The 23,361-nt window shown below is 54.5% G+C and carries 17 protein-coding genes; 8 read left to right on the top strand and 9 right to left on the bottom strand.

Annotated features, from left to right (window positions below):
• Positions 1-106: 106 nt before the first annotated feature.
• The 8 genes from AC5FXY_RS19775 to AC5FXY_RS19740 all read right to left on the bottom strand — a co-directional run bounded on the left by AC5FXY_RS19775 (position 107) and on the right by AC5FXY_RS19740 (position 11,665).
• On the bottom strand, positions 107-1,948 hold the full coding sequence (locus tag AC5FXY_RS19775; protein WP_493558459.1) for a cytochrome c oxidase subunit I: 1,842 nt from the start codon (positions 1,946-1,948) through the stop codon (positions 107-109).
• Positions 1,949-1,996: 48 nt separating this feature from the next.
• Entirely contained in the window at positions 1,997-3,067 is a 1,071-nt protein-coding gene (locus AC5FXY_RS19770; protein ID WP_493558447.1) for a cytochrome c oxidase subunit II, read from the bottom strand.
• Positions 3,068-3,110: 43 nt separating this feature from the next.
• Positions 3,111-4,430 carry a quinol:cytochrome C oxidoreductase gene (locus AC5FXY_RS19765; protein ID WP_493558446.1) on the bottom strand — a complete coding sequence of 440 codons (1,320 nt, stop codon included), beginning with the start codon at positions 4,428-4,430 and terminating at the stop codon, positions 3,111-3,113.
• A gap of 5 nt (positions 4,431-4,435) precedes the next feature.
• Complete coding sequence (locus AC5FXY_RS19760; protein ID WP_493558445.1) at positions 4,436-5,161, bottom strand: c-type cytochrome; 726 nt, start codon at positions 5,159-5,161, stop codon at positions 4,436-4,438.
• Positions 5,161-5,685 carry a DUF3341 domain-containing protein gene (locus AC5FXY_RS19755; protein ID WP_493558444.1) on the bottom strand — a complete coding sequence of 175 codons (525 nt, stop codon included), beginning with the start codon at positions 5,683-5,685 and terminating at the stop codon, positions 5,161-5,163. The genes AC5FXY_RS19760 and AC5FXY_RS19755 overlap by 1 nt, the downstream gene beginning before the upstream one ends.
• Complete coding sequence (nrfD, locus tag AC5FXY_RS19750; protein WP_493558443.1) at positions 5,678-7,132, bottom strand: NrfD/PsrC family molybdoenzyme membrane anchor subunit; 1,455 nt, start codon at positions 7,130-7,132, stop codon at positions 5,678-5,680. The genes AC5FXY_RS19755 and nrfD overlap by 8 nt, the downstream gene beginning before the upstream one ends.
• Before the next feature lie 28 nt (positions 7,133-7,160).
• Entirely contained in the window at positions 7,161-10,241 is a 3,081-nt protein-coding gene (locus tag AC5FXY_RS19745; RefSeq protein ID WP_493558442.1) for a TAT-variant-translocated molybdopterin oxidoreductase, read from the bottom strand.
• Positions 10,242-10,327: 86 nt separating this feature from the next.
• Entirely contained in the window at positions 10,328-11,665 is a 1,338-nt protein-coding gene (locus AC5FXY_RS19740) for a c-type cytochrome (protein WP_493558441.1), read from the bottom strand.
• Positions 11,666-12,043: 378 nt separating this feature from the next.
• On the opposite strand from AC5FXY_RS19740, the gene rpsF reads away from it, so the two are divergent.
• The 6 genes from rpsF (at position 12,044) to priA (ending at position 20,289) form a co-directional block, all read left to right on the top strand.
• On the top strand, positions 12,044-12,418 hold the full coding sequence (rpsF, locus tag AC5FXY_RS19735; RefSeq protein WP_493558440.1) for a 30S ribosomal protein S6: 375 nt from the start codon (positions 12,044-12,046) through the stop codon (positions 12,416-12,418).
• 1 nt (position 12,419) lies between these two features.
• Positions 12,420-12,671: a 30S ribosomal protein S18 gene (gene rpsR / locus AC5FXY_RS19730; protein WP_119443225.1), complete on the top strand. Its 252-nt coding sequence runs from the start codon at positions 12,420-12,422 to the stop codon at positions 12,669-12,671.
• Between the two features lie 29 nt (positions 12,672-12,700).
• On the top strand, positions 12,701-13,144 hold the full coding sequence (gene rplI, locus AC5FXY_RS19725; RefSeq protein ID WP_493558439.1) for a 50S ribosomal protein L9: 444 nt from the start codon (positions 12,701-12,703) through the stop codon (positions 13,142-13,144).
• 169 nt (positions 13,145-13,313) lie between these two features.
• On the top strand, positions 13,314-15,368 hold the full coding sequence (locus AC5FXY_RS19720) for a GSCFA domain-containing protein (protein WP_493558438.1): 2,055 nt from the start codon (positions 13,314-13,316) through the stop codon (positions 15,366-15,368).
• Between the two features lie 95 nt (positions 15,369-15,463).
• Positions 15,464-17,521 (top strand): thioredoxin domain-containing protein, encoded by a 2,058-nt coding sequence (locus AC5FXY_RS19715; RefSeq protein ID WP_493558437.1) that lies wholly within the window; start codon positions 15,464-15,466, stop codon positions 17,519-17,521.
• A 218-nt stretch (positions 17,522-17,739) separates the two neighbouring features.
• On the top strand, positions 17,740-20,289 hold the full coding sequence (gene priA / locus AC5FXY_RS19710) for a replication restart helicase PriA (RefSeq protein WP_493558436.1): 2,550 nt from the start codon (positions 17,740-17,742) through the stop codon (positions 20,287-20,289).
• An 80-nt stretch (positions 20,290-20,369) separates the two neighbouring features.
• On the opposite strand, the gene AC5FXY_RS19705 is transcribed toward priA, so the two are convergent.
• Positions 20,370-20,966 carry a hypothetical protein gene (locus AC5FXY_RS19705; protein WP_493558435.1) on the bottom strand — a complete coding sequence of 199 codons (597 nt, stop codon included), beginning with the start codon at positions 20,964-20,966 and terminating at the stop codon, positions 20,370-20,372.
• A gap of 224 nt (positions 20,967-21,190) precedes the next feature.
• Between AC5FXY_RS19705 and AC5FXY_RS19700 the strand changes: the two genes are divergently transcribed.
• Positions 21,191-21,976 carry a class I SAM-dependent methyltransferase gene (locus AC5FXY_RS19700; RefSeq protein ID WP_493558434.1) on the top strand — a complete coding sequence of 262 codons (786 nt, stop codon included), beginning with the start codon at positions 21,191-21,193 and terminating at the stop codon, positions 21,974-21,976.
• A 113-nt stretch (positions 21,977-22,089) separates the two neighbouring features.
• A complete protein-coding gene (locus tag AC5FXY_RS19695; RefSeq protein WP_493558433.1) occupies positions 22,090-23,313 on the top strand; it encodes an S-adenosylmethionine:tRNA ribosyltransferase-isomerase in 1,224 nt (407 codons plus the stop codon).
• Positions 23,314-23,361 lie beyond the last annotated feature (48 nt).

Below are 23,361 nucleotides of genomic sequence, written 5' to 3'. Positions count from 1 at the left end.
TTAAGTGTAAAACCAGAATAGCGCACGAAGTTCCGACCGAAATAGCTGAAAAAGAAAAGGGAAGCTCTTTTTCGAGCTTCCCTTTTCAGAAATCCTACAACTAGGATTATTCCATTTCCTTTTCGTACGGCAGGTTCGACGACACAGTCTGCGAATACGGTACGCTTTGCGGGATGAAGTCCTGCTCAGCACCAGGCTTGCTATAGTCGTAAGGCCAGCGGTATACAGCCGGAATAGCGCCGGGCCAGTTACCGTGACCGGGTTCTACCGGTGTAGTCCACTCCAGCGTATTCGAGTTCCAGGGATTTTCGGTAGCACGACGGCCACGGAAGATACTGTACACGAAGTTGAACAGGAACACGAACTGAGCGAAGAACGCCATGATGGCGGCAATCGAGATGAACATGTTCAGGTCGCCAAACTGGTTGAACGACTCGTACGCGGTGTAAGCGTAGTAGCGACGCGGGAAGCCAGCAATACCAACGTAGTGCATTGGCAAGAACACCAGGTAAGCTGCGAGAATGGTCAGCCAGAAGTGCACGTAGCCAAGCTTCTCATCCATCATGCGGCCAAACATTTTGGGGAACCAGTGATAGACGCCGGCGAACATGCCGAAGAAAGCTGAGCTACCCATTACCAAGTGGAAGTGAGCCACCACGAAGTAAGTGTTGTGCATCTGAATGTCCAGCGCCGCATTGCCGAGGATAATGCCGGTCAGACCACCCGAAACGAACAACGATACGAAGCCGATCGAGAAGAGCATAGCTGACGTGAAGCGGATGTTACCGCGCCATAGCGTAGCCAGCCAGTTGAAGGTCTTAACTGCTGATGGAACGGCAATGATCAGTGTTAGGAACATGAACACTGAACCGAGGAAAGGATTCATGCCCGTCACGAACATGTGGTGAGCCCACACTACGAACGACAGCAGCGAAATACCAATCAGCGAACCAATCATGGCGCGGTAGCCGAAGATGGGCTTACGAGCATTCGTTGCCAGAACCTCCGATACAATGCCCATAGCCGGCATGATTACGATATATACCTCTGGGTGGCCCAGGAACCAGAACAAGTGCTGGAACAGAATCGGGCTACCACCAACGTGGTTCAATGCTTCACCACCGATATAAATATCTGAAAGGAAGAAGCTAGTACCAAAGCTACGGTCGAAGATCAGCAGCAACGCAGCCGAGAACAATACTGGGAACGAGAGCAGACCCAGAATAGCCGTCAGGAAGAACGCCCAGATAGTAAGCGGCAGACGAGCCATGCTCATGCCAGCCGTCCGCAAGTTGATTACGGTGGTGATGTAGTTCACGCCGCCAAGCAGCGATGAAATAATGAACAGCGCCATCGAAACCAACCACATGGTTTGGCCAGCACCCGAACCCGGAATAGCCTGCGGCAATGCGCTCAGCGGCGGGTAGATTGTCCAACCAGCAGCGGCGGGACCCGTTTCCAGGAAAAGCGACATGAACATGATAACGCTCGACAGGAAGAAAAACCAGTACGAGAGCATATTCATGAAGCCCGAAGCCATATCACGGGCACCAATCTGCAGCGGAATCAAGAAGTTCGAGAACGTACCACTGAGACCAGCCGTCAGCACGAAGAACACCATGATAGTGCCGTGCATGGTTACCAGAGCGAGGTAGAACTCAGGATTGAGCTTTCCTCCTTCTACCCACTTGCCCAACAGCGGCTCCAGCCAAGTAAATTGAGCATCGGGCCAACCAAGTTGCAGACGAAATAGCGTAGAAAGCGTAGCACCAATAAAGGCCCAAATAATACCTGAAATCAGGAATTGCTTGGCGATAACCTTATGGTCGGTGCTGAAGATATACTTCGTAATGAAGTTACCTTCATGGTGCTCGTCGTGGTGCTCGTCATGGTGGTCACCAGCGACGTGGTGCTGGATATGCGGCGCACTAGTCGGCGACGAACCCATCGGAATATTAGTTGCAGCCATCAGAAAAGCATGCTTTGTGATTACTCGTTAGAGGGCGGCTTTCGCCATTTCGATTGAAGGCGTCACTGCAGCAGCAGCTTGTGCTTGTTCAACCGGCTGAGCCTGCTTCTGTTTGAAATCGGCCAGCACATCTGGGTTCTGCTCTACAAAAGGCTTCTGCTGAGCATACCAAGCGACGTAGTCATCCGGCTCGTCCACGATGATGGTCGCCTTCATAGCGAAGTGACCACGGCCGCAGATCTGATTGCAGGCAATTTCATAGTTGAAGTTAGGGTTACCCGTCTGGGCACGCATCTCATCCGTGGTCTTGGTAGGCGTAAACCAGAACTTGGTAGGCATACCTGGAACAGCATACATCTGCACACGGAAGTGTGGAGCGTACACTGCATGAAGCACGTCGCGCGAACGAATGCGCATTAGAACTGGGTGTCCTTTGGGTACGTGCACTTCACCAGCAGTAAAATCATCCATACCACGCTGATCGGCCAAGTCAAACCCAAACTCGTTGGTAGCGTCGATCAGGCGGTAGTTGATGTTGCCTAACTTTTGGTCACGACCGGGGTAGCGTACTAAGAAGTTAAACTGCTTACCCATGATTTCTACTTCGATAGCATCTTTGGGAGCGGGACCCATAATATTGGTCCACTCTTTCCAACCACCGAAGATCAGACCAGACATCACGACGGCTGGGATTACCGTCCAGATGATTTCAATCTTGTTGTTGTGCGAAAAGAAGAACGCCCGACGGCCTTCGCGGTACTGATAGCGGTACGAATAAACGAACAGTGCCACCTGAGTCAACACGAACACGATGCCGATAACAATCATCGTGGTCCAGAAGAGGCGTTCAGTATGCAAGCCGTGCACTGAGGCAATCGGCGGATTCATCTTGTCAAAGTTATCTACGAAGGAGTAGGCGAAAGCCGCACCACCCACAACTAAGAAAACCAACATCAAGATGGCATTAACCCGGTTGCTAAGGCCTACTGGCCGGTTGTAGCTACCTGAGAAAATGGAGGTGAGAATCTGGAGACGGAACAAGAGGCCGAAAACGACCAGCAAAAGCACCAACGCCAGTAGGATACCGAGAGCAATCATTAGTTCTACGTTGTGAAAGTCAGTCGTCCGAACAGCGCGACGCTTAGGTGGTGTGGTGTACGCTCTCCTCTACGAAGGGGTGGTTCACCGGAACCAACGGGGCCTGAGCAAGGCGCTTGGTCATCAAAAGCAGGAAGGCCCCTAAGAAAACCAATGCCGTACCGATTTCAATGATAAACCCGCTGTCAGCCTTCATCGTTCCGGGCATCACCATCATGTAGAAGTCAAGCCAGTGTCCGATCAAAATGGCCGTGGCAACCAGTTTCAGCATGATCATTTGACGCTTAGCGTCGCGGGTCATGAGCACCAAGAAGGGGAAGGCAAAATTGATGATTAGGTTGAAGAAGAACAGCCAGGTGTACTGATTGTTAAACCCACCTAGACGCTGATTGTAATACACAGCTTCCTCAGGAAGGTTTGCGTACCAGATCAGCATAAACTGCGAGAACCATATGTAGGTCCAGAAGATACTGAAGCCAAACATCAGTTTGCCGAGGTCGTGCAAATGGTTTGAATTCAGGAAACGCAGATAACCTGCTTGCTTTAGGTAGATAGCCGTGAGTGTGATGGCGGCAATGCCCGATACCCACCAAGAAGCGAATACGTACCAGCCGAACATCGTCGAGAACCAGTGGGTGTCAATAGACATAACCCAGTCCCAAGCGGCGATAGAAGAAGTTACAGCGTAGAGTACAAGGAACATCGCCGAAACATTAATGCTCTTGTCCCAAAAACCTGTGCCCCCGATTTGGTCTTCCTCTAGTGACAGCTTGCGCAGGCGCTCAGAGAAGAACCACCAGATGGCGATGAACGCCACCATGCGGAACAGATAGAAAGGCAGATTCAAAAAACCTGACTTACCTGCAATAATAGCATCATAGTGTTCCGAGCCCGGATCCATGATACCATGCGTACGCCAGTGAAAGATGTTGTGGCCGCTGGCAAAGAATACGATCAGCATGATGATGCCACCCGGAATCAGCCATACGCTGAAAGCTTCCGCGATGCGGCGCACCATGATTGACCAACCCGCGTAGGCTACCGTATTAATAGCTACGAAGACAGTCCCCACTGCTGAAATACCCAGAAAGAAAACGTTGCTTTGCCAAAGGCTGGTAAACAGACGACGCAGCCATATGGGTGTATCGCCATGCTCTACCGATGCACCAGCGCCCTCAGTAGCTGCGCCGTGCGCAGCACCGGCTACTTCGTGATGGCCACCAATGTTGAGAGCAGCCATAATAAGACCGATGGCCATAATCACGGCACCGGCGACAATGAACAGAATGAACCGACGCCGAGCGGCAGGAGCCAACTCCAGATACTCAGTCGTAATTGGTTCGTGGTGATGCGTTGCTGCCATATTGATTACTCTGCCGTGCCGTTACGTGCTTCAGTGCCACCTTGGCCCGGAGTCGCAGAACCCTTATTGGCCTGAGCTTGGCCATAGGGTTCCTGATTTTCGGGATTGGTTTTCTGTGATGGTTCGAGTTCGTCGCCTACCAGTTCGCTGATGCCCTCAGGGCCTTTGCCCTTTTGCAGCACGCGTACATACATAGCTATTTTCCAACGCTCCTCAGGGTTAACGATAGAGCCGTGAGGCATCATACGACCTTTACCCCATTGGATGACGTGGTAAATGTGCCCCTCGTTCATGTTGACGTAAGCTCCAACGGCGTAGTTAGGAACACCTTTGAACTTCTGGCCAACCAAGCCTTGACCGTCGCCCTGCTCACCGTGGCAATGCTGGCAAGCCCGGGTGTAAAGCACTTTCCCTTCCTCCAGGTTTTGGCGAGTATAAGGAACCGGATTACGCAGCGTAGCAGCGGCCGTCTCTACACCTTCCTTAGGAATGTGCGAGTAGTAATCCAGCTTGCCTAAAGGAACGGTTGCAATTGGAGGATTCCGCATGTTCATGCCGTACGGGTTAGCTTGGTTAGCTTCGTACTGCTTTAGCGGTTCGTACGGGATTGACTCGTACATCTGAGGCGCATACTCCAGACCAGTGTCGTTGGCGTCGTTACAGCTCGAAGCTAGTACCGAAGCAAACAGAATGGCCGAAGCCTGGACGCCGTATTTAAATGAGTGCGTCATTATTCTTTGGTCATTTCTTTCTCGTTCACTTCGGAAGCTCCATTCTGACGGAGCAGCTGAGTCAGTTGGCCCATATCGGCTCCTTCCTTCAGCTCAATCGCCATGACGAAACGGTCATCGGTAGAGCGTACATCCATAACCGGAACCTTCCAGCGTGGCCAGAGTTTGCTGATCAAAAAGAAGGTAATCATCATGCCGTGAGCTGTGAAGAGTACCGTCAATTCGAAGGTAACTGGGATGAAAGCGGGCAGACCAATGTGAGGTTTACCACCGACAATCATCGGCCAGTCAAAACCCATCATGTAAATCTGCATCCACAGCGCAAACGCCAGACCGCACATTCCATAAAAGAAGGCAGCAATCGGCAGACGGGAGCGTTCGATACCCAGTGCATCATCGATGCCGTGGACTGGGTAAGGAGAGAAAACGTCGTAGATTTTTACGCCGGCAGCACGGACGTTATCAATGGCGTGCAGAAGCACGTCTTCGTCCTCGAAGATGCCGAGCGCGTAACGCTTAGTCATGCTTGTTGTAGTTTACGGGGGCGGAGGCAGGAGCGCCAGTGGGACGGTAAGCTGACTGCTGGGCACCCGTGTTCGGGCCACCATAAGTCGGACCATTGTCCACACCGTATTTGAGGATGGATTTTACTTCGGCCATGTTAATCACTGGGAAGAACTTGGCGAAGAGCAGGAACAGGGTAAAGAACAGTCCCAGCGTACCAACATAGATGCCGATGTCGATGATAGAAGGCGAGAACATTGCCCAGCTTGACGGCAAGTAGTCACGGTGAAGCGAAGTCACGATGATTACGAAGCGTTCGAACCACATACCGATGTTCACAATAATCGACAGTACAAACGTAGCCGGAATGCTGTAGCGGATGCGGCGGAACCACACGAGTTGCGGGGAAATCACGTTGCAGGTCATCATCGACCAGTAAGCCCACCAATAAGGACCGGTTGCGCGGTTGATGAAGGCGTACTGTTCAAACTCAACTTGTGAGTACCAAGCGATGAAGAACTCGGTGATGTAAGCCACACCTACAATAGAGCCCGTAATCATCATGATTTTATTCATGAGGGCGATGTGCTCCAATGTGATATAATCCTCCAACTTAAATACTACACGGGTGATAAGCATCAACGTGAGTACCATAGCAAAGCCAGAGAAGATAGCACCGGCAACGAAGTAGGGCGGGAAGATGGTAGTGTGCCAGCCTGGTACTACCGAGGTAGCAAAGTCCATCGAGACGATGGTGTGTACTGAGAGTACCAGTGGGGTCGAAACACCTGCTAGGATCAACGACACGGTTTCGTAGCGGGACCAATGCTTGGCACCACCTTTCCAGCCAAAGCTCAACAGCGCGTAAGCGCGCTTGGCAATCGGGCCTTTGGCGCGGTCACGAATGGTTGCGAAGTCCGGAATCAGACCCGTGTACCAGAATACCAGCGACACCGAGAAGTAAGTTGAAATAGCAAATACGTCCCAGAGTAGCGGCGAATTGAAGTTCACCCACAAAGAGCCCCAAGTGTTTTGCAACGGTAGTACCCAATATGCAAGCCAGGGACGACCCATGTGCAGTACCGGAAACATTGCGGCGCAGATTACCGCGAAGATGGTCATTGCTTCTGCTGCTCGGTTGATAGAGGTACGCCACTTCTGACGGAACAGCAGCAGTACTGCCGAAATTAGAGTACCCGCGTGACCAATGCCGACCCACCACACGAAGTTGGTGATGTCCCAAGCCCAGTCAACGGTTTTGTTCAGGCCCCATTCCCCTATGCCGTACCACAACGTGCGGTAAACAGAATAAAAGAAGATGCCCAGAAAGAACAAGGCAACGGCTAGCGCGGCCATCCAACGGATGTTCGGCTTGGCCTCCACCTGGCGGCACACGTCCTGGGTGACGTCGTGGTACGTTTTACCGTTCGTTACGAGCGGTATGCGTACAGGCGAAACGTGCTGCATATTGAAATGTTAATTGGTTCGTGTTGACTTAGGCGTTGTGATGCTCAGCCTTCTTTTCAGCATGCTCAGCTTCAGGCGCAAAGAAGTTTGATACGTCGGTATTACGAATCTTGGTCAGATACGTAATATTCGGTTGCGTATTGATGGCTTCAATTACTTTGAAACCACGCTCTCCGTCTTCGCGACGCCAGATCTGCGATACGCGTGAGTTCGGATCTTTCAGGTCACCAAACACAATAGCTTGGGTCGGGCAGGACTGAGCGCAGGCAGTAACTACCTCCCCGTCGACCGGGCGACGCTTTTGCTTTTTAGCCTCCAGCTTGCCGAGTTGGATGCGCTGTACGCAGAACGAGCACTTCTCAATTACACCACGGGCACGTACAGTCACGTCCGGGTTCAGCACCATGCGGCCGAGGTCGGTGAACATGTGACCGTTTACCGTTTCGAACTTCTCGTTTGAGTAGTACGAGAACCAGTTGAAGCGACGCACTTTGTACGGGCAGTTGTTGGCACAGTAACGGGTACCTACGCAACGGTTATAGGTCATCTGGTTCAGACCTTCCGTGCTATGAGTGGTAGCCAATACTGGGCAAACCGTTTCACAAGGAGCGTGATTGCAGTGCTGGCAGAGCATCGGCTGGAAGATAACCTGCGGGTTGTCCGAAGGGTCTTCCATCATAGCGTAAGTCGACAGCTTGCCTTCCGTCTCAAACGAATCCTTGTGCGTGTCGGAGCTGTAGTAACGGTCGATACGCAACCAGTGCATTTCGCGACGGTTGATTACCTCCTGCTTACCTACTACGGGAATATTGTTCTCAACCTGGCAACCCAGCACGCACGAGCCGCAGCCAATGCAGGAGTTGAGGTCAATCGCCATTGCCCAGTGGTGATTCTTATACTCATAATCTTGCCACATCGACACCTTGTTAGGGCGCTCTAGGCCTTCCGGCGTAGCAATCTTATCGTATTCAGTTACCGCCTTGGGATTGGCAATGTATTGCGCCAGGGTCGCCTCCTGCACCACCGGCTTGCGGTCCATGATGGTGTGGTGGGTTTGCGTCTGAGCTATCGGTTGCTGAGCATCAGTTTTCTCAAGGGTAACCGTGGTATTGTATACCAAAGCACCATTACGCAACATTGCCAGTGGGTAAGCATTAGCGCCTACTTTATCGCCAACGCGGCCAGACTTTTCACGACCGTAGCCGATGGCAATACCTACCGAACCTTGAGCTTGGCCGGGTTGAACGAGCACCGGCAGTTCAATAGACTTGCCATTGGCCGTCACTTTTAGCACGTCGCCTTGCTCCCATCCTTGCTCCTTGGCCATGCTGCGCGACACTGTCACGTAGTTGCCCCAAGTTGCCTTCGACACTGGATCGGGCAATTCCTGCAGCCACGGGTTATTGGCGTGCATACCGTTGCCGATACCAACTTTTTCGTAGAGAGCAAGCTCGATGCCGTTGCCTCGTGCGGAGGCTACAGCCCCAGCAGCTTCACCAGCTGCCATTGCCGGCGCTACCTGCGCTGCATTGGCAGGCATCAGGGTACCAACAGCTACACCATCGTGGACAGCCTTGTCCCAACCAGCTTGGAAGTTAGCTCCAAGCACACCGCGCCAATTGTTGCGCAGGTAGTTGTAGTAGGTATTGGGGTTACCAGCCCATACCAGCAGGCTCTCTTGGGCCTGACGGGTTTTGAAGAGCGGCGTGATTACCGGCTGCGAAAGGCTGAGGGAGCCACGCTTAGGTTCGAAGTCATTCCACGACTCCATCCAGTGGTGGTCGGGGCACTGGTACTGGCACAGCGAAGTAGTCTCGTCCATTTTTTCATTGAACGAGATGCTGAGCAGATTTTTGTTCTGCAGTGCCTGCTTTATATCAGCGGCCAGCGGATGGTCGTAAGCGGGGTTAGCGTGGTAGAAGATTACTGCTCCTACCTGACCAGCCTTCATATCAGCGACCAGACGCTCCATACGAGCATCATCACCTTGACGCAAGAAAGAAGGCGTGTTAGGGTTGATGGTCGTGCCAGTGTTACCCAACGCAGCATTGATAGCCGTGACCAGCGTTTGTACCGCTACGTCATTCGACCCAGCAACCACTAGACCACGGTTGCCAGCAGCTTTCAGTTCGTTAATAGCTTTGGTTAACTGGGCATTTTTAAACGTTGCGCCAGCACCACCTCCAACGACACCATTATAAATGGCTAGGGCTACCTGATTTAACTCGGAAGGCTTTACAGCTACGCGAACGTCAGCATTAGCACCCGTGAGCGTCATGTTCGGCTCAAACTGGAAGTGCCGCGACATCGTCCGCTTATTGGAGGAAACCTTCCGGTTAACGATGTACTGCGAAGCGTATTCTACCGGCGAAATCCAAGTACCAAGGAAGTCGGCAGCAAGGCTGACGATTACGGCGGCTTGGCTGAAGTCATAACCGGGAACTACTCCCCCATTTGCCCGCAGCAGTGCAGTAGACGATACAGCATCATACTGAACATGTTCTGTGTTGGCGTAACGGCCAGCAAAATCAGCAATGGCACGCTTCGTGCTGGGGCTGATGATGGTTGGAGATACGATGGCAATACGACCAGTAGCGCCTGCCAGTTTGGTGCGGATTTCCTGATCGACGCGGTCCTTATCGGCAGCTTTACCATTGATGGCAAACGACTGCAGACGGTCCATATCGTATAGGTTCAACAACGAAGCCTGGCCGCGGGCGGAAAGTCCACCGCGGGTAACCGGCGACTCCGGGTTGCCTTCTACTTTGATCGGACGACCTTCGCGTGTCTTGATCAACACGCTATTGTAGTCTTGTCCGGTGAAGTAGGTAGAAGCGTAAAAGTTAGCAATGCCCGGATCGATTTCCTCGGGCTTGTTCAGGTACGGAATGGCTTTCCGAACTGGCGCTTCGCAGCTAGCCAGCGTGGCAGCAGCCAAGCCGAAACCCATGAGCTTGAGGAAGTCGCGGCGCGGTGCTACCGTGTCATCCGACGAGGGGTGGCTTTCCTTCACCGGCAACGACCCGAACTCGCTTAGGGCGTTGTGCAAAAATTCCGGCGAGTTTTCGAGCTCCTCGATTCCCTTCCAGTACTTAGGCGACTCTTGCATTTTTTTATGTAGTCAGTAGTCGGTAGGTAGTAGCTGGTGATGCACTCTTGGCAACCGCCAGCTACCCGATACCCTGTACTTTCAAATTAGTAGTGGCACTTCGAGCATTCGGTGCCGCCGTTCGACGACACGGTGAACGGAGCGCCGGCGTTGGCCTTGTCGTGCAGCTTCACGAGGTTGTCGTAGTAGCCGTTGCCCTTGGTGTTGAGCGGCGTTTCGCGGTGGCAGTTGATACACCAGCCCATGGTCAGAGCCGAGTACTGGTACACAACTTCCATGTTCTGAATGGGCCCGTGGCAGGTTTGGCACTCAATGCCACCCACTTGGGTGTGCTGCGCGTGATTGAAGTAAGCCAAGTCAGGCAGATTGTGCACGCGCACCCACTGAATAGGCTGGTTGCGCTGAATGGCACGGTAGATCTTCTTGATTTCGGGCGAGTTAGTCTTGATCTGCGAGTGGCAGTTCATACAGATGTTCGCCGAGGGAATGTTTGCCGACTTGCTCTTATACACAGAGGTGTGGCAGTACGCACAGTTGATCTGGTGTTCACCAGCGTGAAGCTTGTGCGAGAAGGCAATAGGCTGCGAAGGCTGATACCCCTGCTGCAAACCAATAGCCATCAGACCTTGAATGGACTCGTAGAGAACAACCAGTACGAACAGCGTACCAACAGCACCCTTGAACCAGCCTGACTTCAGGATACCCATCCAATCCGTCTTCTGCTCCAGAATCTCTACGTCACGGCCATCAAGGTCCTTGCGGCCACGCAGTACATCCTTCATGATGTTGGCGATGATAACAAGCGTTACCACCAGCACAATCAGTACTACTACAAGTACAATCAGTACGATATTGACATAACCACCAGCTCCGCCGGCAGCGCCGCTGTCAGCAGCCTGAGGGCCACCTTGAACCTCGGTAGCAGTTTGCCCCTGCAAACCATCTTTACCTTTACCTTCTTCCGCCTTGACGTAAGCGAGGATGGAGGTAATTTCTTGGTCGCTCAACGCGAAGCTGGGCATTTGCTGCTTCTGGTACTCGTTGAAGATCTTCACCGCGTACTCATCGCCGCTGGCTACCATCTTACTCGAGTTTCTGATCCAATTGATCAACCAAGGCTGCGAGCGGCGCTCATTGATGCCAGCCAGTGCCGGACCAACGACAACATCGTTGATGGCATGGCACTGGGCACAGTTGCCTTTGAAAAGGGCGTCGCCGGCGGAAATAACAGCGGGGTCACCGGCGGCGGCGGAAGCAGGAGCACCGGCAGCAGCCGCGGGGGCTGCTCCACTTGTTGCTCCGGGGGTCACACCTTCTTTGCTCACGGTTGCGGCGTCCTGCGCGGCCACTTGGCCAACGGCAGTAAACGTCAGAAACAGAGCGAGAAGCCAGTGTGAAAAAGGACGTAGTCGGAAGCTACTCATTGCAAAACGTGCTGGAAAAACGTAAAAGCAGGGCGCTTTAGGGCCACAAATGTAGCCCACGATTGCCAGAGAACAAACCGGGGTTTGCTAAAATTTAGCCTATTCGGCCTTATTAGAACTATTCTAAAAACCTTCGCACACACCTTATTATATATAGGTGTATACTCTTTCTCCCCGAAAGATTCAACTCCAATCTTCTTAGTCTCCATCTGCCTTTTACGCAACCTCAAGACGCATAAGAAGGTTTGCAGATTGACTATCAAATGCTTGCTGAACTTCATTCATAAAATTATTGTCAGCAACCAACTGAGCGTATCGGGAAACTCCTTACCTTTGCCGGCTCATTCATCGTCTCACATACTTTTTCTCTGTTCCGCAATGGAAAACAGAAACTATGAGACCGTCTTCATCCTGACGCCCGTTCTGAACGACGCGCAGGTTCAAGAGACGATCGAGAAGTTCACGCAGGTGCTTAAGGAAAATGGCGCCGACATCCTGAATACGGAAAACTGGGGCTTGCGCAAGCTCGCCTATCCGATTCAGAAAAAATCGACTGGGTACTACTACCTGGTAGAATTTGCTAGCCAGCCCACGCTGGTGGACCAGTTGGAACTGGCATACCGTCGCGATGAGCGCGTTATCCGCTTCCTCACCACCGCCCTCGACAAGCACGCTGTAGCTTACAACGAGCGTCGCCGCAAGGGCGAGCTGAATCAGCAAAAAGCAAAACAAACCGAAGCTGTAGCCCAGTAACATGAGCCTCGCCAACGAACGCATCCACAAGCAGGAGCAACGCAAGAAGTACTGCCGCTTCAAGAAGGCTGGCATTCGCTACGTAGACTACAAAAACCCGGACTTTCTGCTGAAGTTCGTGAACGAGCAGGGCCGCATTCTGCCCCGCCGCATCACGGGCACCAGCCTGAAATTCCAGCGTAAAGTGGCTCAGGCCGTGGCAAAAGCCCGCCACCTGGCCCTGATGCCCTACGTGGCAGACCAAATGAAGTAGTCCATCACCCGTAACGACGACTGACTAAGATGGAAGTAATCCTGAAAGACGACGTAAAAGGCCTGGGCTACAAGAACGATATCGTTAAGGTAAAGCCTGGCTACGGCCGCAATTACTTGCTGCCCCAAGGTCTGGCTGTATTGGCCGACGCTTCTAACAAAAAAATTGTAGCCGAAAACGTACGCCAGGCTGCGCACAAAGCCGATAAGGTTAAAGGTGACGCACAAGGCTTGGCCGACCGCATCGGTGACCTGAGCATCGACATTCCTGCCAAGGTAGGTGAGTCGGGCCGTATCTTCGGCCGCGTAACCACGCTGCAAATTGCTGAGTCGCTGAAGGCTAAAGGTTTCGACGTAGACCGTAAGCGCATCAGCCTTGACCAAGATCCTTCGACGGTAGGTGAATACACCGCCTCGATCGACCTGCACCGCGAGGTAAAGCACAAGATCCGCGTAAACGTAGTAGCTGAATAATTTAGCCTTTGCGTATACCACCAAAAAAGCCCTGCCGCTACGGTGGGGCTTTTTTATTGCTTCAAGCCACATAGTACCAAGTGCATCAATCTAAGCTTAAGTTTGGCCGTAAGAAGCTAGTTGCGTAGGTTGGCCTTCCGTATGCAGCCGAAGGGGCTGTTTTTTGCTAATGTTTCGTACTGAATTATCGCTTCGACCCGATGCGCAGCTGCTGTCCGTAAAGGCGCGCGTGCTCACGATAGGGTCGTGTTTTTCGGATGTGATTGGGGAGCGGTTGGGCCAGCACAAGGTCCGGACGCTGGTTAACCCATTCGGCACCGTGTTCAATCCCCTGGCTGCAGCCCGGCTCTTGCGGGCAGTGGCAGGCGAAGAAACGGATTGGCAACAGCACTTGGTGGAAGCCCGGGGCCGTTGGCAAAGCTATGACTTGCATGCCACTATAGGGGCAGACTCGCCGCCTGCGCTACTGCAGCGCATTGAGCAGCTCGTCAGCGAGACAACCGAGTTTGTGCGGACTGCCGACGTCTTGATTTGGACGCTTGGCACTGCATTCGGTTACCGGCTGGGCGATACGGGTGAGGTAGTAAACAACTGCCACAAGCTGCCTCAGGAGCGTTTCGCTAAGGAGTTGCTGACAGCGGAAGAAATTATCACGGCCGTTACGGAGACTTATGCGCTGCTACGCCAGCTCAACCCGAAGCTGCGGCTGATTTTTACAGTAAGCCCCGTGCGTCACTTACGTGACACGTTGCCGCTGAATGCTGTAAGCAAATCGGTACTGCGGGTGGCTTGCCACTACCTCAGCGAATTGCTGCCAGATGCCTCTTACTTCCCAGCCTACGAGTTGGTGCTGGATGATCTGCGCGATTACCGGTTTTACGCGGCGGATATGATCCATCCGTCGGACGTGGCGGAACAGTACGTGTGGGAGAAGTTCACCGGCGCGTACTTCAATGCTGATTTCCGGCAGTTTGCTCAGGAATGGGAAGGTATTCAACGAGCATTGGCGCACAAGCCGCTGCATCCTGGAGCACCGGAGCACCGGCATTTCTTGGAGCAGACGCAACAACGGCTAGAGCGCTTGGCAAATCGCGCCGACGTGCGTGCCGAGCTCCGCGAAGTGCACAAGCGCATTGTGGCACTTCCCCCACCCCCCAAGCCTGTTCTGCCGCCTGAGCCGGAGGATGATGAAGAGCGAATTGATATTGGCTTCGATGAAGGCGGTCGGCAGGAGCGAACGGCGGCTCCAGTTACGATCACGCCTGTTGCACCACGCATGCCTGCCCCAGAGCCTGTTGGCCCAGTAGCAGAAACCGAGGACGAGAACATCGAGGAAACCGCCGAAGCAGAAGAAGCTTATTCTTCCGATGAAGAGTCCGGTGTGGAGCTGTTGGAAGCAGAATCAACGGAGGAAGAAGGCCAGCCTAAGCGCCGCAAGCGTAAGCGTGGTGGCCGTAAGCATAAGAAGAAGGGCAACCGCTTACCTGCCGAGGAAGCGTCAGCCTCTATTACTGTTGTGGCACCTGATGAGCAGTCAGTCCCAGTGGATGCGCCGCAGGAAGCACTGCAACCGGGGCCTCGGGAAGATGCGGCACTGCTTGCTCCCTCCCCCACTCCCGAGGTGCAATCAGTGTCCACGGAACGCCCAGTGGAGCCCCCAATGCGCCGCGGACGCCCGAAGCGTAAGCAACCTGCCTTGTACGCTGAACAGGCGGCTCCACCAGCCGCTGAACCAGCGCCGCCTGCGCCAATCCAGGAAGCTCCGACGCCGATTGAAACCACACCTCTTGACACTCCTGCTTCTGCTGACGTCCCGGTAGTACCCAGCGCGGAAACACCCGCTCCTAAGGCCCGCCCGCGACGTGGCGGCGCTACTGGCCGCACAAAAAGCAAGATTAGCACGGCCGTGGCTGCGGCGGTGGAAGCACAGCCAGTTTCCCCTTCTGCTTCAGATGTACCTGCCCTAGTTCCAGTACCGGCTTCGGAAGAGGTAGAAGCCCCAAAAGGTGATACTCCGGCTCCCGCTCCACGGCGCCGGCCGGCTCCACGACGTAAACCCGCCGTGACCAAACCGTTGCAGGCACCTTCTGAGCAGTCATCTAATCCAAACCCAGAACCGGCACCGCAAGCCCCAGCCCCGACACAGGATGAGGTAAAAGGCCCGTCCAAAAAGCGGGGACGGCCGCCGCGGCGCCGGCCGGAAGAGCCCCCAACCAGTAGTTAAGACAAACCCGGCCGTAGTGGCCGGGTTTTGTTGTTTTCGGCAGGTACCGTAAAAGTCTTCATTAGGTCACCTTCGTTTCTTCGACACCATTACTTATGTCTACATCTGCTTCCAATGCCAAGCCCAACAGGCTCATAAATGAGTCGAGCCCTTACCTGCTGCAACATGCCCACAACCCCGTGGACTGGTATCCGTGGGGGGAACAAGCCCTGCAGAGGGCTCAGTCGGAGCAAAAACCCATTTTGGTCAGCATTGGGTACGCGGCCTGTCACTGGTGCCATGTGATGGAGCGTGAATCGTTTGAGCACGAACAGATTGCGCGCGTAATGAACGAGCGGTTTGTATGCATCAAAGTGGATCGGGAGGAGCGGCCCGATGTGGATCAAGTGTATATGGACGCTATTCAGGCTATGGGCATCGGGGGCGGCTGGCCCCTGAACGTTTTTCTTACGCCGGAAGCCAAGCCTTTTTACGGTGGCACCTACTTTCCGCCGCGCAACTGGTTTGAACTGCTTCAGCAGATTGCCAATGCCTACGCCGGTGAACATCGGGCAGAACTAGATAAATCGGCCGAAGATTTCGCACGGGTGCTACGGGCCAATGACCTGGAAAAGTACAGCGTGCAGCGTGCGACCGATGACGTATCGTTGCCCCAGCTACAGCAAATGCTGCTGAAGCTCGCCAAGCGCTTCGACACCAAGCTTGGCGGCACCAAACGGGCGCCCAAATTTCCTATGCCGGTAATCTGGCGTTTTCTGCTGCGCGCCCACAGCCTGACTGGTGCCGTGGCGGCGCTGGAACAAACCACACTCACCCTGCGCGAGCTGGCTTGGGGCGGCATTTACGATCAGGTCGGCGGTGGTTTTGCTCGCTATTCAGTAGACGAAGAGTGGCTGGTGCCGCACTTCGAAAAAATGCTCTACGACAACGGACAGCTGATTAGTCTGTACTCGGAGGCTTACCAACTCACCCAAGACGAACAATGGCGCGACGTGGTGGATCAGACCATCCGTTTTGTTCAACGGGAGCTGATGAGTCCCGAAGGCGGTTTCTATTCATCCTTGGATGCCGACAGCGAAGGGCAGGAAGGCAAGTTTTACGTGTTCACCACCGATGAACTACGCCAAGTGCTAGGCGAGGAAGCGGCGCTAGCCATCTATTACTACCAGTGCACCAGCGTGGGCAATTGGGAGCACGGCCTGAACATTCTGCATCGTCGGCAAAACGATCTGGAGTTTGGGCAGGCGCATCAATTAGCGCCCGGTGTAGTGGCAGAACTTACTGCAGGCTGGCGAGAAAAGCTTCTCGCCTACCGCGCTCAGCGCGTACGGCCGGGTCTCGATGACAAGATCCTGACGGGATGGAATGCGCTTATGTTGCGAGGACTGGTAAGTGCCTATCAGGCCTTTAACCAGCCTTGGTATCTGGAATTGGCATTGCAAAACGCGGCATTCATTGAAAACCACCTGCGCCGTGAGCAAGGCCTGTGGCGCACTTGGAAGAACGGCCGGGCCACCATCGTTGCGTTCTTGGAGGATTACGCGCTACTCGTTGATGCTTACACGGCGCTTTACGAAGCCACCTTCGCTGAAAACTGGCTGCGACGCGCCCGGGAATTGACGGAGTATGTGCTGGAGCACTTTCACGACCCAGCCGAGGCGCATCTATTTTACACTGATAGCACCGGTGAAGCACTCATTGCCCGCAAAAAGGAGTTGTTTGACAACGTCATTCCCAGCTCCAATTCCGTTATGGCGCACAACCTGCTGCGCCTTGGCACGCTGCTCGACATTGCGGAATGGCGTGAGCGAGCCGTTACCATGCTGGCCTTAGCGCAGGACTTGGTGGCAAAGGAGCCGCATCATCTGACCAATTGGGCATCGGTATACTTGAGCCTGCTGGCTCCATTGGCAGAGGTAGCTATTGTGGGGCCTGACGCCGAACAATTCCGCCGCGAGTTAAGTCGACGTACCCTTCCCAATGCGGTACTGACCGGCACCAGCCACAGCAGCGACTTACCCTTATTGCAGGGGCGTGGCGCTACGGGCGGCCAAACCACCATTTACGTGTGTTACAATCATGCGTGTCAGCAACCCGTGTATAGTCCGGCAGAGGCGCTGGCACAAATTCAACAAGCGAACCTACACACGTAACTGCTAAGGGGGTTAGGGCCGCATTTTTGCCCTGGCATTGCTTCATTAGCAGCATGTTTCAGTTACCGACCAGCCAATTACAATTTTCTTTTCGGCAGATCAGGCGCAAAGAGCTAATGCGGGGCTACATCGGGTTATAGCCATCTAAGCATCCTGTTTGTTAGCAGTTCAACCTACCTTCCCGGGGGCTATCTTTGTTGTTCGCCGCTGATTGAACCGTGTCCCAAACGCACCTTTTCGCCCTACCCCAGTCTGAGCCCACTCCGGTGGAGCGCGTCACGTTGTTTGCCGACGTGATTTTGCCGCTGCCGCTGCCCAAGCTCTACACTTACCGCGTGCCCTTCGAGCTGAACGACCAAGTTGTGATTGGCGGGCGGGTACTGGTGCAATTTGGAGCGAAAAAGACGCTCAGCTGCATAGTGGCAGCCGTGCACGAGACGCCGCCGAAAGACTACCAAGCCAAGTACATCCTGGAATTCATCGACGATGCGCCAGTGGTGACGCAGCCGCAGCTGAAGTTGTTTCGCTGGATTGCGGAGTACTACATGTGTACGCTGGGCGAGGTAATCAACGCGGCCCTGCCCTCGGCGCTCAAGCTCAGTTCAGAGTCGCGGGTGCAGCTGCACCCTGGCTACCTAGCCTCGGGTTCTGAATACCCCCTTTCTGAGCAGGAACAGAAGATAGTGGAGGCGCTGAGCACCGAAGACGGCAAGGCCTTGACATTTTCGGAAGTAGGCGAAATTCTGGGCATCAGCTCCTTCCACAAGGTTATCAAAAGCCTGATTCAGAAAGATGTTGTCTTTCTGTTTGAGCACATTGCTGATAAGTACGCGCCCAAAGTGGTGAAGAAAGTGCGGTTGGCCCACCATTTCGTGGCTGAGGCGGCACTGGAAGGCCTGTTTGAGGGCTTGGCCAGCAAGCCCAAGCAGCTAGACGTGCTGATGCGCTACATCCAGCGCGTACCGGTATATCAAAACGAACACCTTAACCACGGCGGCATTGAGAAAGCAGCTTTGACGAGCAGCCCGCACCTCTCGCCTTCGGCAGTAAACACGCTCATCAAAAACGGCATTCTGGAGCAGTTTGACCAGATCGTGTCGCGTTTCCCGATGGATGAGGTAGCCGCCAGTCAAATGCCGTTTGAGCTGTCGGAAGCCCAGACCAAGGCCCGTGACGAGGTGTTGGATTACTTCGGCCAGAAGGATATCACGCTGCTGCACGGCGTAACTGGGGCCGGTAAAACGGAAATCTACATCGACCTCATCCGCAAGGCCTTGGAAGGCGGCGGACAGGTGCTGTACCTGCTGCCCGAAATTGCCCTTACCGCTCAAATTGTTACGCGTCTGATGCGCGTGTTTGGCTCGCGCCTGGGGGTGTACCACTCCAAGTTTTCCGACAACGAACGCGTGGAAGTGTGGAACGGCGTGCTGTCGGGGCGCTTTCAGGTGGTAGTGGGCGTACGCTCAGCCGTGTTTTTGCCCTTTGATAACCTCTCGCTGATCATCGTCGACGAAGAACACGAATCGAGCTACAAGCAGTACGACCCGGCCCCGCGCTACAACGCCCGCGAAGTGGCGCTGATGATGGGCACTTTCCAGGGCGCCAAAATCCTGCTCGGCTCGGCTACGCCATCCGTCGAAACCTACTATCAGTGCCGCGCCGGACGTTGGGGCCTCGTGTCCCTCACCAAGCGCTTTGGCGAAGCCGGCCTGCCCGATATCGAGCTGATCGATACGCGACGCAACGCCCAGGCAGGGCAGAAACGGCCTTCGCACCACTTTACGCCGGAACTAACAGCTGCCATTGAGGGCCGCTTGACGCAGGGCGAGCAAGTGATTCTATTTCAGAATCGCCGTGGCTACTCCCCTTTTATCAGTTGCCTCGACTGCGGCTGGGTGCCTAAGTGCAAGAGTTGCGCCGTGAGTTTGAGCTACCACAAGCATGCCCATGAGCTGCGCTGCCACTATTGCGGCCACCACGACGAAATGCCGCGCGAATGCCCAGCCTGCGGCTCCCGAGCCATCAAAGCCATCGGCTTCGGCACGGAGCGTATCGAGGATGATCTTAAGATTATGCTGCCCGAGGCCCAAGTCCAGCGCATGGACCTGGACACGACCCGCGCTAAAAATGCTTACCAGCAGATTATCAGCGATTTTGAGCAGCAGCGCACCAATGTGTTAGTGGGCACGCAGATGGTGACGAAGGGCCTGGACTTTGGCAATGTGAGCTTGGTGGGCATCATCAACGCTGATAGCATTATTCACTACCCCGATTTCCGGGCACACGAGCGGGCGTACCAGATGTTTGTGCAGGTGAGCGGCCGCGCAGGGCGCAAAGGCAAGAAAGGCAAAGTCATTATCCAGACTGGCGACCCGCAGCAGCAGATCTTCGACAAGGTGATGCGCAATGACTACGTCAATTTCTACGAGTATGAAATTGCGCAGCGCCGTGAGCATATGTACCCGCCCTTTGCGCGCGTGATTAAGCTCACCGTAAAGCACGTGGAAGAGCGCGTGGCGCTGGATGCTGCCGTGATGCTCACTCAGGAACTGGTGGAACGGCTCGGCCGCGACTCGGTACTAGGCCCTGAAGCGCCCTACATATTCCGCATCCGTAATTTCTATCTGCAGGAAATTACCATCAAGCTTAGCCGCGAGCATACGGTGCTGAAGCACGCCAAAGGCCAGATTCTGGAAGCCCTGAACTTAGTCCGGGAACAAAAGGAATTCCGTCAGGCCCGCCTCGTGGCCGACGTCGACCCGATGTAAGCTTTCGGAAGCAACCTCAAACAAAGAGCCCCGGCTGCACTGCAGCCGGGGCTCTTTGTTTGTACCATAATTGTGAAGCCTTAAACGGACTCCAACAGGCCCAGGATAATGAATACCAAGCCGATAATGGCGATGATGGTACCCAAGATCGGGATGATAATACCTACCAGTACACCAACCAGCAGCAGGATGATACCCAACTTGATGTTGCGCGACAAAGCACTGGCGTCGTCGGCCGAAGCCGCATTCGAATGCTTGCGCACCTGAGCTTGGGCCGTCATTTTATCAACCTTCTTCATTGCTTTGGCCAGCAACGCCTTCTGCACGAGGCTAGGCTTAGCAGCCGGGGCAGCAGCAGAAGCCTCGGCACGCGGTGCAGCTGGAGCCATTTGTGTTTTAGCGGGCTGAGCGGCTACTGCTTTGGGCGCGGCCGGAGCAACTGGCGTGGCGGTAACGGCGGGTGCTTCAGGGGCTACCACTACCGGTTCGGCGGCAATTTCAGGGGCCACTTCGGCAGCCGGAGCAGCAGGCTGAGCTGCTACTGACCGGTGCACATCGCCGTGATAGGATTGAGTTTTGGGCAGCATGGCGTATTCGCGGTGGCTGCAGCTCGTGAGGGCAGCGGCAAACAGAGCCGCCGCTCCCAATTGTCGGAGGGTTGAGGCAAGTTGCTTCATAGTGTGGAAGAAAAAAGGGTTAAATGAAAGAGCCGAAATGGTACGTTTTCGAGCCGAAAAATAGAAGCAATCGGAGAAAAAACTACTACAGGTACGTAAATGGCTATATATGTTTGCCATTAATTTCCAATGAAAGGCTAATTATCAGTGCCTTGATGCCAATCGAACGGAAATAGCGAAAGACGTTGTTAAACCCGCAGTTGCCGTTTTCTTTGCAAGCATCTATGTCCACTGTGGTTTCTTTGTTGCAACGCGGCGCGCTGCCGGGCCTTGTGTCCGGCCTGCTGCTGTTTATTTCCTGCACCCAAACTCCCATCGCCGAGAGCGACGCTACCATGGTAGCCCAGCGCCGCATGGATGCGAGGCCTGATTCGTCGGGCTATCAACGCCGGGCCCCGCAAGACCCCAATGGCATTGGGAAGTACTACCTAGGGCGGCAAATTGCGCACGTGATGGGCCACGATGGGGCAGGCTGGTTGGAGCGCCCTGACCGCGAAAGAGAAGAAGGAACTAGCATTTTGCTGGGTGAGCTGCAGCTTAAACCCACTGACGTAGTAGCCGACATCGGTGCCGGCACGGGCTATTTCACCTTCCAGATAAGCCAACTTGTGCCGCAGGGTAAGGTGCTGGCGGTGGACATTCAGCCCGAAATGCTGCAGAAGCTGCGCACCATCAGTGCTGAAAAAAAGGTGACCAATGTACAACCCGTGCAAGGCACCACGACCAATCCTAATCTGCCCGCCAATAGCGTGGATTTGGTGCTGATAGTGGACGCGTACCACGAATTTGACCACCCGCGCGAAATGATGCGCGCTATCCGCAATTCCCTCAAGCCCGAGGGTCGGGTTGCATTAGTGGAATATCGTTCCGAAGACCCCAACGTACCCATCAAGCGCATTCACCGCATGAGCCAGGAGCAAGCTCGCCGCGAATTGGAAGCCGTGGGACTGAAGTTTGTGGAAAACATCGGCTCGCTGCCACAGCAGCACTTGCTGATCTTCAAGCGCTGATTGACACCTCACATCAATCAACTGAACCCCGCCCCTGCAGCGGGGTTTATTTTTAGCAGGCCGAATCACGGCATTCACAGCATAGTTGTCTTCTGCGGTCTAGTTTTGTAGCGATGAATACCCCCGACCCGCGCCATCTTTCCATTCACGACTTCACATACGACTTGCCAGCCGAACGCATAGCCCCGGAGCCGTTGCCGGATCGGGACGCTTCGCGACTACTCGTATACCGCAGTGGCCAACTGGCTGACCGATCATTCCGTGAGTTGCCCACCGAACTTCCGGATAATGCCTTGCTAGTGTTCAACAACACTAAGGTGGTACGGGCCCGCCTATACCTGCACAAGCCGACGGGCGGTCAGATAGAACTATTCTGCTTGGAGCCAGTAGCACCGCACCGCGCTCTTGAGCCGGCCATGCAACAAACGGGCGAATGTGTTTGGCGCTGCCTCGTGGGCAATGGTAAACGCTGGAAATCGGGGGTGGTGCAAGCGACCTTCACGGCGCCCGATGGCCAAATCGCGACGCTGGAGGCTGAGCGCGCAGCCGCAGAAGAAGGCAGCTCACTGATTCGCTTTCGGTGGCAACCAGCCCAGCTACCGTTTGCAGAAGTGCTGGCCGGTGCCGGCAAGTTACCCCTTCCGCCTTACCTGAACCGCCAAGCCACACAGGAAGACGACGAACGGTACCAGACGGTGTATGCCGTTCATCAAGGTGCGGTGGCAGCTCCTACGGCCGGTCTGCACTTTACAGACGCTATTCTGCATGCGCTGCAGGCCCGGGGCATCGGCAGTGCGCAGCTAACGCTACACGTGGGGGCCGGCACGTTTCAGCCGGTGAAAGCCGATCAGATGGCTGACCACACGATGCACTCGGAACCCATCAGTGCTACGCGTCAGGTGCTGCGTCAATTGCTAGAGCACGCACCACGGCCGGTTATTGCAGTAGGAACTACCAGCCTGCGCACCCTTGAGAGTCTGTACTGGCTGGGCTGCCAAGTAGTGCGTGGCGGTAGCATTGGAGGTATGGTAAGTCAATGGGAGCCTTATCAGCAGGCTGACGATGTACCAACCCAAGTAGCCCTGCAGGCCTTGCTAGACGAACTGGACCGTCGCGGCGACGATACGGTGCAGGCTAACACTCAGCTGCTCATTGCGCCGGGCTATCGATTCCGGGTTATTCAGGGGCTCGTCACCAACTTTCACCAACCCGAAAGCACCTTGTTGCTACTGGTTTCGGCCCTGATCGGCAGTGACTGGCGCCGCGTGTATGACCATGCGTTGGCCAACGGCTACCGCTTTTTGAGCTACGGCGACAGTTCTTTGTTGCTACCCTAGGTATCCTTGTGGAACGAGTTGCGTAGAAAGGTCGACCTTCAACTGACC

This window comes from Hymenobacter sp. FMD4, from assembly GCF_058932745.1.
Note: the sequence above shows the minus strand (reverse complement) of the source record. Positions and strands in the feature narration are given on the sequence as shown.

Coding starts and splice junctions, on each gene's coding strand:
- AC5FXY_RS19745 (WP_493558442.1), bottom strand. CDS start 10,241: ATGCAAGAGTCGCCTAAGTACTGGAAGGGAATCGAGGAGCTCGAAAAC.
- AC5FXY_RS19705 (WP_493558435.1), bottom strand. CDS start 20,966: ATGAAGCAACTTGCCTCAACCCTCCGACAATTGGGAGCGGCGGCTCTG.
- AC5FXY_RS19760 (WP_493558445.1), bottom strand. CDS start 5,161: ATGACGCACTCATTTAAATACGGCGTCCAGGCTTCGGCCATTCTGTTT.
- AC5FXY_RS19775 (WP_493558459.1), bottom strand. CDS start 1,948: ATGGGTTCGTCGCCGACTAGTGCGCCGCATATCCAGCACCACGTCGCT.
- AC5FXY_RS19715 (WP_493558437.1), top strand. CDS start 15,464: ATGTCTACATCTGCTTCCAATGCCAAGCCCAACAGGCTCATAAATGAG.
- AC5FXY_RS19770 (WP_493558447.1), bottom strand. CDS start 3,067: ATGATTGCTCTCGGTATCCTACTGGCGTTGGTGCTTTTGCTGGTCGTT.
- rpsR (WP_119443225.1), top strand. CDS start 12,420: ATGAGCCTCGCCAACGAACGCATCCACAAGCAGGAGCAACGCAAGAAG.
- rpsF (WP_493558440.1), top strand. CDS start 12,044: ATGGAAAACAGAAACTATGAGACCGTCTTCATCCTGACGCCCGTTCTG.
- AC5FXY_RS19740 (WP_493558441.1), bottom strand. CDS start 11,665: ATGAGTAGCTTCCGACTACGTCCTTTTTCACACTGGCTTCTCGCTCTG.
- rplI (WP_493558439.1), top strand. CDS start 12,701: ATGGAAGTAATCCTGAAAGACGACGTAAAAGGCCTGGGCTACAAGAAC.
- AC5FXY_RS19765 (WP_493558446.1), bottom strand. CDS start 4,430: ATGGCAGCAACGCATCACCACGAACCAATTACGACTGAGTATCTGGAG.
- AC5FXY_RS19720 (WP_493558438.1), top strand. CDS start 13,314: ATGTTTCGTACTGAATTATCGCTTCGACCCGATGCGCAGCTGCTGTCC.
- AC5FXY_RS19695 (WP_493558433.1), top strand. CDS start 22,090: ATGAATACCCCCGACCCGCGCCATCTTTCCATTCACGACTTCACATAC.
- nrfD (WP_493558443.1), bottom strand. CDS start 7,132: ATGCAGCACGTTTCGCCTGTACGCATACCGCTCGTAACGAACGGTAAA.
- AC5FXY_RS19700 (WP_493558434.1), top strand. CDS start 21,191: ATGTCCACTGTGGTTTCTTTGTTGCAACGCGGCGCGCTGCCGGGCCTT.
- AC5FXY_RS19755 (WP_493558444.1), bottom strand. CDS start 5,685: ATGACTAAGCGTTACGCGCTCGGCATCTTCGAGGACGAAGACGTGCTT.